This is a genomic window from Bacillus sp. PK6-16 (genome assembly GCF_056530295.1).
Map to the genome: position 1 here is coordinate 1,553,491 of NZ_CP096511.1, position 15,688 is coordinate 1,569,178.

The 15,688-nt window shown below is 37.3% G+C and carries 15 protein-coding genes; 14 read left to right on the forward strand and 1 reads right to left on the reverse strand.

From position 1 onward, the window contains the following. Positions 1 to 35 precede the first annotated feature (35 nt). The 4 genes from rsgA to spoVM all read left to right on the forward strand — a co-directional run bounded on the left by rsgA (position 36) and on the right by spoVM (position 2,461). Entirely contained in the window at positions 36 to 917 is an 882-nt protein-coding gene (gene rsgA, locus M1D66_RS08150) for a ribosome small subunit-dependent GTPase A (protein ID WP_001113932.1), read from the forward strand. A gap of 2 nt (positions 918 to 919) precedes the next feature. After that, positions 920 to 1,564: a ribulose-phosphate 3-epimerase gene (rpe, locus tag M1D66_RS08155; protein WP_000589974.1), complete on the forward strand. Its 645-nt coding sequence runs from the start codon at positions 920 to 922 to the stop codon at positions 1,562 to 1,564. A 69-nt stretch (positions 1,565 to 1,633) separates the two neighbouring features. Next, positions 1,634 to 2,314, forward strand: coding sequence for a thiamine diphosphokinase (locus M1D66_RS08160; RefSeq protein ID WP_000752663.1), 681 nt, complete (start codon positions 1,634 to 1,636; stop codon positions 2,312 to 2,314). A 66-nt stretch (positions 2,315 to 2,380) separates the two neighbouring features. Continuing rightward, positions 2,381 to 2,461: a stage V sporulation protein SpoVM gene (spoVM, locus tag M1D66_RS08165; RefSeq protein WP_001213599.1), complete on the forward strand. Its 81-nt coding sequence runs from the start codon at positions 2,381 to 2,383 to the stop codon at positions 2,459 to 2,461. A 73-nt stretch (positions 2,462 to 2,534) separates the two neighbouring features. Here the strand turns inward: spoVM and rpmB are convergent, their stop codons facing one another. Next, positions 2,535 to 2,723 carry a 50S ribosomal protein L28 gene (gene rpmB, locus M1D66_RS08170; RefSeq protein ID WP_000124776.1) on the reverse strand — a complete coding sequence of 63 codons (189 nt, stop codon included), beginning with the start codon at positions 2,721 to 2,723 and terminating at the stop codon, positions 2,535 to 2,537. A 376-nt stretch (positions 2,724 to 3,099) separates the two neighbouring features. On the opposite strand from rpmB, the gene M1D66_RS08175 reads away from it, so the two are divergent. The 10 genes from M1D66_RS08175 to smc all read left to right on the forward strand — a co-directional run bounded on the left by M1D66_RS08175 (position 3,100) and on the right by smc (position 15,685). Beyond that, entirely contained in the window at positions 3,100 to 3,462 is a 363-nt protein-coding gene (locus M1D66_RS08175) for an Asp23/Gls24 family envelope stress response protein (RefSeq protein ID WP_000021109.1), read from the forward strand. Between the two features lie 22 nt (positions 3,463 to 3,484). After that, positions 3,485 to 5,161, forward strand: a complete 1,677-nt coding sequence (locus M1D66_RS08180) for a DAK2 domain-containing protein (RefSeq protein WP_000027129.1) — start codon at positions 3,485 to 3,487, stop codon at positions 5,159 to 5,161. 290 nt (positions 5,162 to 5,451) lie between these two features. Next, positions 5,452 to 7,500 (forward strand): ATP-dependent DNA helicase RecG, encoded by a 2,049-nt coding sequence (gene recG, locus M1D66_RS08185; RefSeq protein WP_001000813.1) that lies wholly within the window; start codon positions 5,452 to 5,454, stop codon positions 7,498 to 7,500. A gap of 88 nt (positions 7,501 to 7,588) precedes the next feature. Next, positions 7,589 to 8,182, forward strand: a complete 594-nt coding sequence (gene fapR, locus M1D66_RS08190; RefSeq protein ID WP_000747348.1) for a transcription factor FapR — start codon at positions 7,589 to 7,591, stop codon at positions 8,180 to 8,182. Continuing rightward, a complete protein-coding gene (plsX, locus tag M1D66_RS08195; RefSeq protein WP_000684100.1) occupies positions 8,179 to 9,171 on the forward strand; it encodes a phosphate acyltransferase PlsX in 993 nt (330 codons plus the stop codon). The genes fapR and plsX overlap by 4 nt, the downstream gene beginning before the upstream one ends. A gap of 14 nt (positions 9,172 to 9,185) precedes the next feature. Further along, complete coding sequence (gene fabD, locus M1D66_RS08200) at positions 9,186 to 10,130, forward strand: ACP S-malonyltransferase (protein ID WP_000515900.1); 945 nt, start codon at positions 9,186 to 9,188, stop codon at positions 10,128 to 10,130. Next, entirely contained in the window at positions 10,130 to 10,870 is a 741-nt protein-coding gene (gene fabG, locus M1D66_RS08205; protein ID WP_000911773.1) for a 3-oxoacyl-[acyl-carrier-protein] reductase, read from the forward strand. Before fabD ends, fabG begins: the two co-directional genes overlap by 1 nt. Positions 10,871 to 10,939: 69 nt before the next feature. Further along, positions 10,940 to 11,173: an acyl carrier protein gene (acpP, locus tag M1D66_RS08210; protein WP_000786062.1), complete on the forward strand. Its 234-nt coding sequence runs from the start codon at positions 10,940 to 10,942 to the stop codon at positions 11,171 to 11,173. Between the two features lie 58 nt (positions 11,174 to 11,231). Then, positions 11,232 to 11,969, forward strand: a complete 738-nt coding sequence (rncS, locus tag M1D66_RS08215; RefSeq protein ID WP_001146875.1) for a ribonuclease III — start codon at positions 11,232 to 11,234, stop codon at positions 11,967 to 11,969. A 146-nt stretch (positions 11,970 to 12,115) separates the two neighbouring features. After that, entirely contained in the window at positions 12,116 to 15,685 is a 3,570-nt protein-coding gene (gene smc / locus M1D66_RS08220; protein WP_000478970.1) for a chromosome segregation protein SMC, read from the forward strand. Positions 15,686 to 15,688 lie beyond the last annotated feature (3 nt).

Below are 15,688 nucleotides of genomic sequence, written 5' to 3' on the forward strand. Positions count from 1 at the left end.
ATTCAGCATCACCTTATACAAAAAAGGAGAATTCTATGCCAGAAGGAAAAATTATAAAAGCTTTAAGTGGGTTTTATTACGTGCAGCATGAAGAAGGGGTTACGCAATGTCGTGGGCGAGGTGTATTTAGAAAAAATAAAATTACACCACTTGTAGGAGACCAAGTTGTTTTTCAGGCAGATAATCCAACTGAAGGTTATGTGCTTGAAGTGTTTGATCGAAAAAATGAACTTGTTAGACCTCCTATTGCTAATGTCGATCAAGCGATCCTTGTGTTCTCTGCAGTAGAACCAGATTTTAATCCTGGACTGTTAGATCGATTTTTAGTGCTGATTGAATATCATAACATTAAGCCAATTATTTGTATTAGCAAGATGGATTTAGTAGATGAAAAGATGAAAGCAACTGTTGAAGCTTATGCGAATGATTATCGTGAGATGGGTTATGATGTTTTATTTACTTCTATTAATACGTCAGAAAGTATTGATATATTAAAACCATACTTAGAAAATTGTGTTTCTGTCGTTGCGGGCCAATCTGGTGTTGGGAAATCTTCAATGCTTAATGTGCTACGTCCAGAATTAGAGCTGAAAACAAATGATATTTCTTCCCATTTAGGACGCGGGAAGCATACGACAAGACACGTAGAATTAATTGCAATTGGGAGTGGACTAGTAGCAGATACACCGGGTTTTAGTTCACTAGATTTCATTGATATAGAAGTAGAAGATCTTACATATTGTTTTCCAGAGTTGAAAGAAGCGAGCCAATACTGTAAATTTAGAGGGTGTACACATCTTTCTGAACCGAAATGTGCGGTGAAAGCTGCGGTTGAAGAAGGGAAGATTACAGAATATCGCTATAAGAACTATAAACAATTCGTAGAAGAAATTAGAGAGAGAAAGCCGAGGTATTAGTTATGATTAAAATTGCACCATCGATTTTATCAGCAGATTTTTCAAAATTAGGGGAAGAGATTAAAGATGTAGAAAAGGGCGGAGCGGATTACATTCACGTTGACGTAATGGATGGACATTTCGTACCAAATATTACGATTGGACCGTTAATTGTAGAAGCAATCCGTCCGATTACATCATTACCATTAGATGTACATTTAATGATTGAAAATCCTGATAACTATATCCCGACTTTCGCACAAGCGGGAGCGGATATTATTACTGTTCACGTAGAGGCGTGTCCGCATCTACATCGTACAATTCAGTTAATTAAATCTCATGGTATTAAAGCGGGCGTTGTATTAAATCCACATACGCCAGTTTCAGTGATTGAGCATGTATTAGAAGATATAGATATGGTATTACTTATGACAGTAAACCCTGGATTTGGTGGACAGAAGTTTATCCATTCTGTATTACCGAAAATTAAACAAGTTGCAGACATGGTGAAAGAGCGCAATCTAGAAGTGGAAATTGAAGTTGATGGTGGTGTAAATGCTGAAACAGCAAGACTTTGTGTGGAAGCAGGAGCAAATGTACTTGTAGCTGGGTCAGCAGTATACAATCAAAAAGACCGCGGTGAAGCAATTCGCGTAATTCGTGGGTAGTGATGAACTTTTATCCTAGTAAGGCATTTATAGGATAGGATAAAAATATGTAAAAAGGCAATCTACCGAATGGCAGATTGCCTTTTTACAATGGAAGGAGAAGAAAAAATGATTATTCATATTTTGGCAGGAGGACCTTCGGAATATTGCGCAGATTTTGCTCGATACGAGAATGAGGAAGTAGTGTGGGCAGCGGTTGATAGGGGAGTATACCGTCTATTAAAGAAAGGGATTACCCCGGCTGTTGCGTTTGGAGATTACGATTCAGTTACTGAAGAAGAATTAGTATGGATGGGACAGCAAACGAACGAATTACATATTGTTCCGCGGGAAAAAGATCAAACGGATTTAGAAATTGCAATCAACTGGGCATTAGAACAGAAGCCGGCACTAATTCGTATTTTTGGTGCTACTGGTGGAAGGCTTGATCACGGTTTGGCAAATATACAGATGCTTTTAAAAGGGTTAGAAGTAGAGATAGAAATGTGTATTGTGGACAATAAAAATGAAATAACAGTTAAAAAAATGGGTACACATATAATTGAAGAAAATAAAAATTTTCCTTATGTATCTTTTGTACCAGTTACTGAAATAGTGGAAGGGATTACATTGTTTGGTTTTAAGTACCCTCTTACTAATAAAACAATAGAGTGGGGATCAACACTTTGTATTAGTAACGAACTCGTTGAGGAAAAAGGTACTTTTTCATTTACTTCTGGCATATTAATGTTGATAAGAAGCACTGATTGAAGAAACAATTTTGCTCCTTACATCATATAGTGACCAAGTGGAGTAATGGGGATTAGGAGGGAAACCATGAGATTTTATACAATTAAGTTACCTAAATTTCTTGGTGGAATAGTTCGTGCAATGTTAAATACCTTCAAAAAAGATTAAAAAAAGCACCTATCACCGGTGCTTTTTCCATTGTTATAGTAAAAAAAGAGCCTATCGGCTCTTTTTTTTATTATTAAACACGTTCGATTTTGCCAGATTTTAATGCTCTAGCAGAAACGTAAACACGTTGAACTTTTCCGTCGATGCGTACGCGAACTTTTTGAAGGTTAGCGCCCCATTTACGTTTTGTAGCGTTCATTGCGTGAGAACGAGAGTTACCAGAACGAGCTTTTCTTCCAGTAATAGCACAAACACGAGCCATTTATATTTCCCTCCCTTGATACCTTACCATACGTAATTTTTCAATGTTAGTCTTTTATGCGATGCTAAAAACACTACTATAATTTAACACAACTAAAAAGAGAATGCAACACCGTAGAAAAAAGAAATCAAGAAAATTTACTTGACACTATATGTTAATGAAGAAAAGTTGAAATCCATAAAAATTGCTTGACATATTATAGTGGTACATGTTGTATAATAACAATGGACTATTTTGCTCATCATAAAAAAGTGTAATTTAAAACATAAAATATGAGAGTGAAAAGAAAGAACGATGGAATTTTCTTTAAAAAGATTATATGATAGTAACTAAAGTAGTCTAGCTCACTTTCACCATTTATGAAGGGGGAAACGAGATGTCAATTGAAATTAAAACGAAGTACGGTCAAATTGATATTAGTACAGATGTAATTGCAACAATTGCTGGAGGTGCCGCGGTAGATTGCTACGGTATCGTAGGTATGGCATCAAAAAATCAGTTAAAAGATGGATTAACAGACATTTTACGAAAAGAAAACTTCACTAGAGGTGTTATTGTTCGTAAAGATGAAGATGAAGTACATATTGATATGTATATTATTGTGAGCTATGGTACGAAAATTTCAGAAGTGGCACATAATGTGCAGACGAAAGTGAAATATACATTAGATCAAACTGTAGGACTAGCAGTAGATTCTGTAAACATCTACGTACAAGGAGTTAAAGTAATAAACTTGTAATGTGCATTAAGGAGGAAAATCTGTGTCAATTCAAAAAATTGATGGAAAACGTTTATCACAAATGATCATGCAAGGAGCGAATAATTTAACAAACAATGTTCAGCTTGTTGATGCATTAAACGTATTTCCAGTTCCAGATGGCGATACCGGTACAAACATGAACTTATCTATGACTTCAGGTGCGCGTGAAGTGAAAGCAAACCCTTCACAGCATGCTGGTAAAGTCGGCGTAAGTTTAGCCAAAGGATTATTAATGGGAGCTCGTGGTAACTCTGGAGTTATTTTATCTCAGTTGTTCCGTGGTTTCTCTAAATCCATTGAACAAAAAGAAGAATTAACAACAGTTGATTTTGCTGCAGCACTAGAAGCTGGAGTAGAGGCGGCTTATAAAGCGGTTATGAAACCGATTGAAGGAACGATTTTAACGGTTGCAAGAGAAACGGGTAAATATGCAGTAACAGTTGCGAAAAAACAGCGCGACTTTGTTTTGTTTATGGAAGACGTTGTGAAAGAAGCAAACGCATCGTTAAATCGTACGCCAGATTTATTACCTGTATTAAAACAAGTTGGCGTTGTAGATAGCGGTGGTAAAGGTCTTGTAGTGGTATACGAAGGATTTTTAGCTGACTTAAAAGGAGAAACGATTTCTTCTGATGCACCGACGCAACCATCTATGAATGAAATGGTACGCGCAGAACATCACCGTAGTGTACAAAGCCAATTGAGTACAGAAGATATTAAGTATGGATATTGTACGGAGTTCATGGTGAAATTAGAGGCTGAAAAGGTGAAAGAGCATAATTTCTCTGAACAAAAATTCCGTGAAGATATTAGTGTATATGGTGATTCTCTACTAGTTGTGTCTGATGATGAAATTGTAAAGGTTCATATCCATGCAGAACATCCTGGAGACGCTATGAACTACGGGCAAAAATACGGTAGTTTAATTAAGATTAAAGTAGAAAATATGCGTGAACAGCATACTGCTTTATTAGATGAACCTACTATGGTTCCTGAACAACCAGCTCAATCGAAAGAAAAACAACCATATGGTATCGTAACTGTAGCTATGGGGTCTGGTATTAAAACTTTATTTGAGAGCATCGGCGCAACGAAAGTTATCGAAGGTGGTCAAACGATGAATCCAAGTACGGAGGATATCGTGAAGGCAATTGAAGAAGCAAATGCTGAAAAAATCATTATTTTACCGAATAACGGAAATATTGTAATGGCAGCAGAACAAGCGGCATCAGTTGTAGATCAAGAAGTTATTGTTGTTCGTTCGAAAACAGTTCCTCAAGGTATGGCAGCAATGTTAGCATTTAACCCAGTTGGAACGTTAGAAGAGAATGAAGAAAACATGCAAGAAGCTTTATCTCATGTGAAAACAGGTCAAATTACGTATGCTGTACGTGATACGGAAATTGATGGTGTAGCAATTCAAAAAGATGACTTCATGTGTATTGCAGATGGGAAAATTGTATCTACAAATGCTGAAAAAGTAGGAGCTGCGAAGCAATTACTAGAAGCGCTTATTGATGAAGATTCTGAAATCGTAACGATTCTACAAGGTGAGGATGCAACTGACGAAGAAGTAGCGGAGTTAGTTGAATTTGTAGAAGAGAAATTTGAAGATGCAGAAGTAGAAGTGCATGCTGGAAACCAACCAGTGTATTCTTTCATCTTCTCTGTAGAATAAGATAAGATTCGTTTTGAAAATAAATGGATTACTTACTTGCTAATGGATAAGAAGTAGTAATATGAAGTTTATTACTAGTTTTTATTCAAAAGGCTAGCATATTGAAGAGAGAAAAGAGCCTTGCTGCTAATAGTGAGGCTCTTTTTTACTTGTTTTATATAAGGGATTTGAGTAGTTTCTCTTAGAATGCCTATGATAGAATATATAAGGTGAAAGAGAGCGATTACAGATGCTAATTGGTACTCAAATAAAATGCAATAAAGAAAATAATGTGACGGGGTGTGAGAATCTTGAATGATGTTGTACAAGTTCCTGTTACGGATGTAAAGGGGATCGGAGGAGAAACATCTGAGTTACTACATGAGATGGGTATTTATACAGTTTCTCATCTATTAGAACATTTTCCATACCGTTATGAAGATTATGCGATGAAAGATCTTGCTGAAGTAAAGCATGATGAACGTGTAACGGTTGAAGGGAAGATTCATAGTGCTCCTTTGCTGCAATATTATGGTAAGAAGAAATCGCGTTTAACAGTTCGTGTTCTCGTCGGTCGTTATTTAATTACGGCGGTATGTTTTAATAGGCCTTACTATAAGCAAAAATTAAAGTTAGATGAAACGGTAACGATTACTGGTAAATGGGATCAACATCGTCAAACAATTGCTGTATCAGAACTTCATTTTGGGCCGGTTGTACGTCAACAAGAAGTGGAACCTGTTTATTCAGTAAAGGGGAAACTTACAGTAAAACAGATGCGTCGTTTTATTGCTCAAGCGTTAAAGGAATATGGAGATTCTATAGTCGAAGTGTTACCGGATGGTTTGTTAGGGCGATATAAATTATTACCAAGATATGAAGCGCTTAGGGCATTGCATTTTCCGGTAGGACAGGAAGATTTGAAGCAAGCGCGTCGCCGTTTTGTATATGAAGAATTTTTCTTATTTCAGCTGAAAATGCAAACGCTCCGGAAAATGGAGAGGGAAAATTCAAAAGGGACGAAGAAAGAGATTCCGTCAGTAGAATTACAAGAATTTATCGATGCACTGCCGTTTCCATTAACGGGTGCGCAGCGCCGAGTTGTAGATGAAATTTTGAAAGATATGACATCTCCTTATCGGATGAACCGACTATTGCAAGGTGACGTTGGTTCTGGGAAAACAGTTGTTGCTGCGATTGGCCTTTATGCATCGAAATTAGCCCATTATCAAGGTGCTTTAATGGTTCCTACAGAAATTTTAGCTGAGCAACATTATCAGTCGCTTGCTGAAACGTTTTCGCATTTTGGTATGAAGGTGGAACTGTTAACAAGTTCTGTTAAAGGGGCGAGACGTCGAGAAATTTTAGCGAAGTTAGAACAAGGAGAAATAGATATTCTTGTTGGAACGCATGCCTTAATTCAAGATGAAGTTATATTTCATAGGTTGGGTCTCGTTATTACAGATGAACAGCATCGATTTGGTGTAGCGCAGCGCCGAGTTTTACGGGAGAAAGGTGAAAGTCCAGATGTATTATTTATGACAGCGACACCAATTCCGCGTACGCTTGCAATTACTGCATTTGGAGAGATGGATGTTTCGATAATCGATGAGATGCCAGCAGGTAGAAAGGTGATTGAAACATACTGGGCAAAACATGATATGTTAGATCGCGTTCTCGGTTTCGTTGAAAAGGAGATAAAAAAAGGAAGACAGGCATACGTTATTTGTCCTTTAATTGAAGAATCTGAGAAACTTGATGTGCAAAATGCTATCGACTTACATAGTATGCTGACGCATCATTACCAAGGGAAATGCCAAGTTGGATTGATGCATGGGAGATTATCGTCTCAGGAAAAAGAAGAGATAATGGGACAGTTTAGTGAAAATAAAGTACAAATTCTTGTATCGACAACAGTTGTTGAAGTAGGTGTGAACGTACCGAATGCGACTGTAATGGTTATTTATGATGCAGAACGTTTCGGTTTATCGCAGCTTCATCAGCTTAGAGGGCGTGTCGGCCGTGGTAGTGAACAATCATATTGTTTATTAATAGCAGACCCTAAATCAGAAACAGGGAAAGAAAGAATGCGCATAATGACTGAAACAAATGATGGATTTGTATTGTCAGAAAAAGATTTAGAATTACGAGGTCCTGGAGATTTCTTTGGGAGTAAGCAAAGTGGCTTACCAGAATTTAAGGTTGCTGACATGGTACATGATTATCGAGCGTTAGAAACAGCAAGGCAAGATGCGGCGATACTAGTAGATTCAGAAGCGTTTTGGCATAATGATCAGTATGCTGCCTTGCGTACGTATCTTGATGGGACAGGTGTGTTCCAAGGAGAGAAGCTCGATTAAAGGGAGTCAACAAAAGTTTTTGTTGCATTCTACTTTTAATGATTATATACTACTGTTAGTACCTAGTCATAAAAATGGATGGTGCGGTATGAAAAAAAGAAGAAGTAAAAAAGAAAGACAAGAGTTATTACAACAAACAATCGAATCAAATCCTTTTATTACGGATGAAGATTTAGCGGAAAAATTTCAAGTGAGTATACAAACAGTACGACTTGATCGTATGGAATTGTCTATTCCTGAATTAAGAGAGAGAATTAAACATGTAGCTACAAAGCAACATGAAGAAGATGTGAAATCTTTACCGTTAGAAGAGGTTGTTGGAGAAATTATTGATATTGAATTAGATAGACATGCAATCTCTATCTTTGAAGTAAAGATAGAACATGTATTTAAAAGAAATCAAATTGCTCGTGGGCATCATCTGTTTGCGCAAGCAAACTCACTAGCTGTTGCGGTTATTGATGAAGAATTAGCTTTAACTGCAAAGTCTACCATTCGATACATTCGCCCTGTAAAATTAGGAGAGCGTGTTGTTGCAAAAGCGCGCGTTGAAGATGTAGAGAATGATAAAGGACGGACGGTTGTCAAAGTGCGTAGCTTCGTTGGAGAAGAACTTGTTTTTACAGGCACTTTTGAAATGTATCGATCTAGTAATTATAGTGAGGAAGGTAACAACTTATGAAAATCGCAATAGATGCAATGGGCGGAGATCACGCTCCAAAGGCTGTAGTATTAGGGGCAATGAAAGCTATTAAGGAATATTCTGATTTACATATTACGTTAGTAGGGAAAGAAGAGGAAATTCGTCAATACTTAACGAGTGATGAACGAATTACTATTCTTCATACAGACGAAAAAATAGAATCAACGGAGGAACCAGTAAGAGCGGTTCGTCGAAAAAAACAAGCTTCAATGGTGCTTGCGGCACAACAAGTAAAGGATGGAGAAGCAGACGCTTGTATATCCGCAGGTAGTACGGGAGCTTTAATGGCAGCTGGATTATTTGTAGTCGGTCGTATGGAAGGAATTGAGCGACCAGCTTTATCGCCTACAATGCCAACTGTAGATGGAAAAGGTTTTGTTATGTTAGATGTTGGAGCAAATGTTGATGCAAAACCAATTCATTTATATCAATATGCAGTAATGGGATCTGTTTATGCTGAGAAGGTAAGAGGAATTGAAAATCCTCGCGTTGGACTATTAAACGTTGGAACAGAGGATGGAAAAGGAAACGAGCTTTCAAAGCAAGTATTTGCAATGCTTAAAGATGCGCCAATTAATTTCGTTGGGAACGTTGAATCAAGAGATTTATTGCAAGGTGTAGCAGATGTTGTTGTATGTGATGGTTTTACAGGGAATGTAGCGTTGAAATCATTAGAGGGAACAGCACTTGCGCTATTCTCTATGTTGAAAGAACAGTTAATGAGTTCATTTACGAGCAAATTAGCAGCGGCGGTATTAAAGCCAAAACTTATGGTATTAAAAGATAAAATGGATTATTCGGAGTATGGAGGAGCTGCATTATTTGGATTGAAAGCACCTGTCATTAAGGCTCATGGTTCTTCTAATGACCAGTCGATATTTAGTGCGATTCGTCAAACGAGAGAAATGGTAGCGAAAGAAGTAATTCCTACGATTTCAAGCGTAATGGAGAAAGAGTCACTCCAATAAGAGGAGGATTTGAAATGGGAAAAATAGCATTTCTTTTTCCGGGCCAAGGTTCACAGGCAGTTGGAATGGGTAAACAATTAGCAGAGAATAATAAAGAGGTTGCAAAAGTGTTTGCAAAAGCAGATGAGGTGTTGGAAGATTCACTTTCAGAAGTGATTTTTGAAGGACCGCAGGAAAAGCTTACATTAACAACAAATGCGCAGCCTGCATTATTAACAACGAGTTTTGCTATTTTGACAGCTTTGAAAGAGTATGACATTACACCTGACTTTGTCGCTGGTCATAGTTTAGGTGAATATAGTGCTCTTGTAGCAGCTGGTGCATTAACTTTTGAAGATGCTGTATATGCTGTAAGGAAACGTGGCGAATATATGGAAGAAGCTGTTCCGGGCGGGGAAGGCGCAATGGCAGCTATATTAGGTGCTGACCCACATATGCTGAAACAAGTTACAGAAGAAGTAACAAGTGAAGGATATGCAGTGCAAATCGCTAATATGAATAGTACCAAGCAAATTGTGATTTCTGGAACGAAGCAAGGCGTAGAGGTTGCTTCTCAAAGAGCGAAAGAAAATGGTGCAAAGAGAGCGATTCCACTAAAAGTAAGTGGGCCATTCCATTCTTCACTTATGAAGCCGGCAGCTGAGAAGTTCCAAAGTGTTTTAAATGAAATTACAATTCATGACACGAATATTCCTGTTATTGCAAATGTTACGGCGGAAGTTATTACACGTGGTGCAGACATTCAAGAAAAGTTAATTGAACAGCTTTATTCGCCTGTATTATGGTACCCGTCTATTGAATATATGGTGAGCCAGGGAGTAGATACGTTTATTGAAATTGGACCTGGAAAAGTACTTGCTGGACTTATGAAGTCAATTGATTCATCAGTAAAAGCATATGCGATATACGATGAAGAGACATTAAAAGATACCATTTCAAATTTGAGAGGAGAAAACTGATGTTAAAAGGGAAGGTAGCATTAGTAACTGGCGCTTCACGTGGAATTGGTCGCGCGATTGCGATCGATTTAGCGAAACAAGGGGCAAATGTAGTAGTAAATTATGCTGGTAATGAACAAAAAGCAAATGAAGTAGTAGATGAAATTAAAAAATTAGGTTCTGATGCAATTGCGGTAAGAGCAGATGTTGCAAATGCTGATGATGTTACAAATATGGTGAAACAAACAGTAGATACATTTGGACAAGTTGATATTCTTGTAAATAATGCTGGTGTAACGAAAGATAATTTATTAATGCGTATGAAAGAAGAAGAATGGGATACAGTTATTAATACAAACTTAAAAGGTGTATTCTTATGTACAAAAGCAGTATCTCGTTATATGATGCGTCAACGTCACGGTAGAATTATAAACATCGCTTCGGTTGTTGGTGTTATAGGAAACCCAGGACAAGCTAACTATGTTGCTGCTAAAGCGGGTGTTATTGGATTAACAAAAACATCTGCAAAAGAGTTAGCAAGTCGAAATATTACAGTGAATGCAATTGCGCCGGGCTTTATTGCGACTGATATGACGGATGTACTAGATGAGAATATTAAAGCCGAAATGTTAAAAGTTATTCCAGCTGCTCAATTTGGTGAAGCGAAAGATATCGCGAATGCTGTAACGTTTTTTGCTTCTGATCAAAGCAAATATGTTACAGGTCAAACGTTAAATGTTGATGGCGGTATGGTAATGTAATAAAAGAATCGATTTCACCTAGTTTTTTTGGTCAATATTTAATATAATATTTGAGGGGAGGTGAATGGAATGGCAGATGTTTTAGAGCGCGTAACAAAAATCATCGTTGATCGTTTAGGAGTAGAAGAGACTGAGGTAGTACCAGCTGCAAGCTTCAAGGAAGATTTAGGAGCAGACTCCCTAGATGTAGTAGAACTTGTAATGCAATTAGAAGATGAATTCGAAATGGAAATTTCTGATGAAGATGCTGAAAAGATTGCTACTGTTGGCGATGCTGTGACTTACATAGAGAGTCATCTATAATGCTTAAGTGAAGTCCCGTTTTTTAGCGGGGCTTTCTGGCTTATATCTGGAGGGACCTATGCCGTACCGAAAATATAGAGAAAAAAAATACGAAACAAAATATCGTGAAGCATTTAAAGTGTTTCAAGAAAAGATAGGTATTACGTTTACAGATGAAAAATTATTGATTCAAGCATTTACGCATTCATCGTATGTGAATGAGCATCGAAAAAAACCGCATGAAGATAATGAGCGTCTTGAATTTCTTGGAGATGCAGTATTGGAACTGACTGTATCGCAGTATCTGTTTCAAAAATATCCGACAATGAGCGAAGGAGAGTTAACAAAACTACGTGCAGCTATTGTATGTGAGCCATCTCTTGTTCGTTTTGCGAACGAATTGTCATTTGGTAGCCTTGTTTTATTAGGAAAAGGTGAAGAAATGACAGGTGGACGTGAACGACCAGCTTTATTAGCGGATGTCTTTGAAGCGTTTATTGGTGCCCTTTATCTTGATCAAGGGCTAGAAACAGTTTGGGAATTCTTAAAAGAAATTGTATATCCGAAAATTAATGAGGGTGCTTTTTCTCATGTGATGGATTATAAGAGTCAGTTGCAAGAATTGATTCAGCGTGATGGCAGTGGCAATGTTGAGTATCAAATTTTGCAAGAAAAAGGACCAGCTCACAATCGAGAATTTGTGTCACGTGTTACGTTAAATAACGTAGCTTTAGGTCTTGGTAGTGGTAAGTCGAAAAAAGAAGCAGAGCAACAAGCTGCTGCAGAAGCATTGAAAAAATTAAAAGAACAACTATAAGGAATCCCCCTTTGAATGAGGGGGATTCCTTGTGCATAGAATGAAACTTTCTTTTTGTTTATAATGAAAAAGAAGGTAAATCCGTATAATACTTGTTTTTGTATAGAGAACATTTATAACGACGGAGAATAGGAGGAAGGCCTTTCGTGTTTTTAAAAAGATTAGAAATAGCAGGGTTTAAGTCTTTTGCTGAGCGTGTATCTGTTGATTTTGTCCCAGGTGTAACTTCTGTAGTAGGACCTAATGGAAGCGGGAAAAGTAATATTACTGATGCAATTCGCTGGGTACTTGGTGAACAATCTGCAAAATCATTACGTGGTGCAAAGATGGAGGATATTATTTTTGCAGGCAGTGATACGAGGAGAGCGGTTAATGTTGCTGAAGTAACAATAACTTTAAATAATGAAGATCAACGTTTACCAATTGAATACAATGAGGTGTGTGTAACACGTCGTGTATCTCGTTCAGGTGATAGTGATTTTTATATTAATAAACAATCATGTAGATTGAAAGATATTATCGATTTATTTATGGACTCTGGTATGGGAAGAGAAGCTTTTTCAATTATTAGCCAGGGGAAAGTGGAAGAGATTTTAAGTAGTAAGTCAGAAGAGCGTCGAGGTGTATTTGAAGAAGCGGCAGGCGTACTAAAATACAAACTTCGCAAAAAGAAAGCTGAAGGGAAATTAGCAGAAACACAAGAAAACTTAAATCGTGTACAAGATATAATTCATGAATTAAGTAGTCAAGTAGAACCTTTAGAAAGACAAGCTTCTATTGCGAAAGATTATCTTGAGAATAAAGAAGAATTAGAGAAAGTAGAAGCCGCGCTTATTGTCCATGAAATTGAAGAATTGCACGAGAAATGGGAAGCGCTTCGAAATCAGTTTGGGCATAATAAAAACGAAGAAGCTAAAATGTCAACGAATTTACAAAAAAGTGAAGAAGAGCTTGAGGAATTACGAGGACAATTACAAGCGGTAGATGAGTCTGTAGACTCGTTGCAAGAAGTACTTCTTCTTTCTAGTAAAGAGCTAGAAAAACTTGAAGGGCAGCGTGAGTTGTTAAAAGAGAGAAAGCAAAATGCTACGACGCATTGTGCGCAACTTGAGCAGTTAATTGTTGAATTAACAGAGAAAGCTAAAAGTTACGATGGTGAGATTGAGTCAAGTACAGAAGCTTTAATGCAATTTGTGAATGAAGTAAAAGAGTTGGAGCAAAAATTGCATGATAATGAGCAACTGCTTGCTACTTTTGCTGACAATTTAGAGGAACAGATTGAGAATTTAAAAGGTGACTATATTGAGCTTTTAAATCAACAAGCTAGTCATCGTAATGAATTATCTATGATTGAAGAACAATCTAAACAGCAAATGTCTAAAAACGAGCGTCTAGATGAAGAGAATGCGAAATATGTAGAAATGCGTATGGAAATTACAGCGAAAAAGACGAAACTTGTAGAAAGTTACGAACAAGCGAAAGAAAAAGTAGCTGGCATTCTCTCAAACATACAGAAGACAGAGGCGGCGCTTGGGAAATGTAAGACGCAGTATAGTGAAAATGAAACAAAACTGTATCAAGCATATCAATTTGTGCAACAGGCACGTTCTCGAAAAGAAATGCTTGAAGAGATGCAAGAAGATTATTCTGGATTCTATCAAGGTGTACGTGAAGTATTGAAAGCTAGAGAAAATAGGTTGCAAGGTATCGAGGGTGCTGTTGCGGAACTGTTAACGGTACCGAAAGAATACGAAGTTGCAATGGAAATTGCTCTAGGTGCAGCGATGCAGCACATTGTTGTACAAACAGAGGAGCATGCTCGTAATGCGATAGCATTTTTAAAGCAAAATAAACATGGACGTGCAACGTTTTTACCGCAAGCTGTTATTAAAAGCAGGTCTTTATCATTTGAGCAATTACGCATTGCAAATCAACACCCATCGTTTGTAGGTGTGGCGGCAGAACTTGTGCAGTACAACAATAAATATGAAAATGTAGTTTCAAATTTATTAGGTACGGTTATTGTTGCGAAAGATTTACGCGGAGCAAATGAGTTGGCGAAACAACTGCAATACCGTTATCGCATTGTAACAATCGAAGGTGATGTAGTGAATCCTGGCGGTTCTATGACTGGTGGGGCGGTAAAGCAAGCGAAATCTTCTTTATTAGGACGCCAACGTGAACTGGAAGAGTGGACTCGCAAGTTAACTGATATGGAAGAAAAAACAATGAAGTTAGAAAACTTTGTTAAAGCAGTAAAACAAGAGATTCAAGAAAAAGAAGTGAAAATACGCGAACTAAGGCAAACTGTAGAAGTAGATCGTGTAGATGAGCAGAAATTAAGAGAAGAGATTAATCGTCTAGAATTAGAAGAACATCGTATTAATGATCGATTGTCTATTTATGATTTAGAGATTGAAGGGTTTTTACAAGATCGAGTAAAAATGCAAGGGCGTAAAGAGGAGTTAGAAGGGATTTTAACGAATCTTCAAGCTGATATCACTAAGTTAGATAGTAAAATTGTAGCTTTAACAAAACAAAAAAGTGAGCAACATTCTTCGAAAGAAAAAGTTCAAAAAGAAATGACGGAGTTAAAAGTTCTGGTAGCTGAAAAGCAACAACGCTTATTTAATCAAAAAGAAAAAGTTGAACGATTGACGAAGGAAAAAGAAGAAACGGATGCGACACTTGTAAAAACGAAAGAGGATTTAGCGTTCTTAAAACAAGAAATGACATCTAATTCAAGTGGTGAAGAGCAAATTACGAATATGATTGAGAAGAAAGCATATGATCGTAATCAAACTTCAGAATTAATTCGCTCTCGTCGTGAACAACGTGTATCGTTGCAAGAGAGGGTAGAACATTTAGAGCGCAATTTGAAAGAAACGACAGGTAAACATAAATATATTCTTGAAATGTTGAAAGATCAAGAAGTGAGAATAAATCGACTTGATGTAGAGTTGGAAAATAGATTACAACATTTACGTGAAACATATACGATTTCATTTGAAGCGGCAAAACTAAAATATACAATGACAATGCCTGCAGAAGATGCGCGTAAGAAAGTAAAATTAATCAAATTATCTATAGAAGAGTTAGGTACAGTGAACCTAGGGGCAATTGATGAATATGAACGTGTAGCGGAGCGTCATACATTCTTACTAGAGCAGAGAGACGACCTAGAAGAAGCGAAAGCGACATTGCACCAGCTTATTACCGAAATGGATGAAGAAATGAAAAAACGCTTTTCTACTACGTTTGAAGGCATTAGAATGGAGTTTCAATCGGTATTCTCTGAATTATTTGGAGGCGGTAGAGCGGATTTAGTAATGACTAATCCAGAGGATTTACTAAATACGGGTATTGATATTGTAGCACAACCGCCAGGGAAGAAACTGCAGAACTTAGGTTTACTTTCAGGTGGAGAGCGTGCTTTAACAGCAATTGCGCTTTTATTTGGTATTTTAAAAGTACGCCCAGTACCATTCTGTGTACTAGATGAGGTAGAGGCAGCCCTTGATGAGGCGAATGTAGCTCGTTTTGCACAGTATTTAAAGAAATTCAGTAATGAGACGCAGTTTATTGTAATTACACATAGAAAAGGTACAATGGAAGAGTCTGATGTGTTGTACGGTGTAACAATGCAAGAATCAGGGGTATCTAAACTTGTTTCGGTTCGTTTAGACGCCGGAGAAGAACTTGTTGCAAGTGAATAGGAA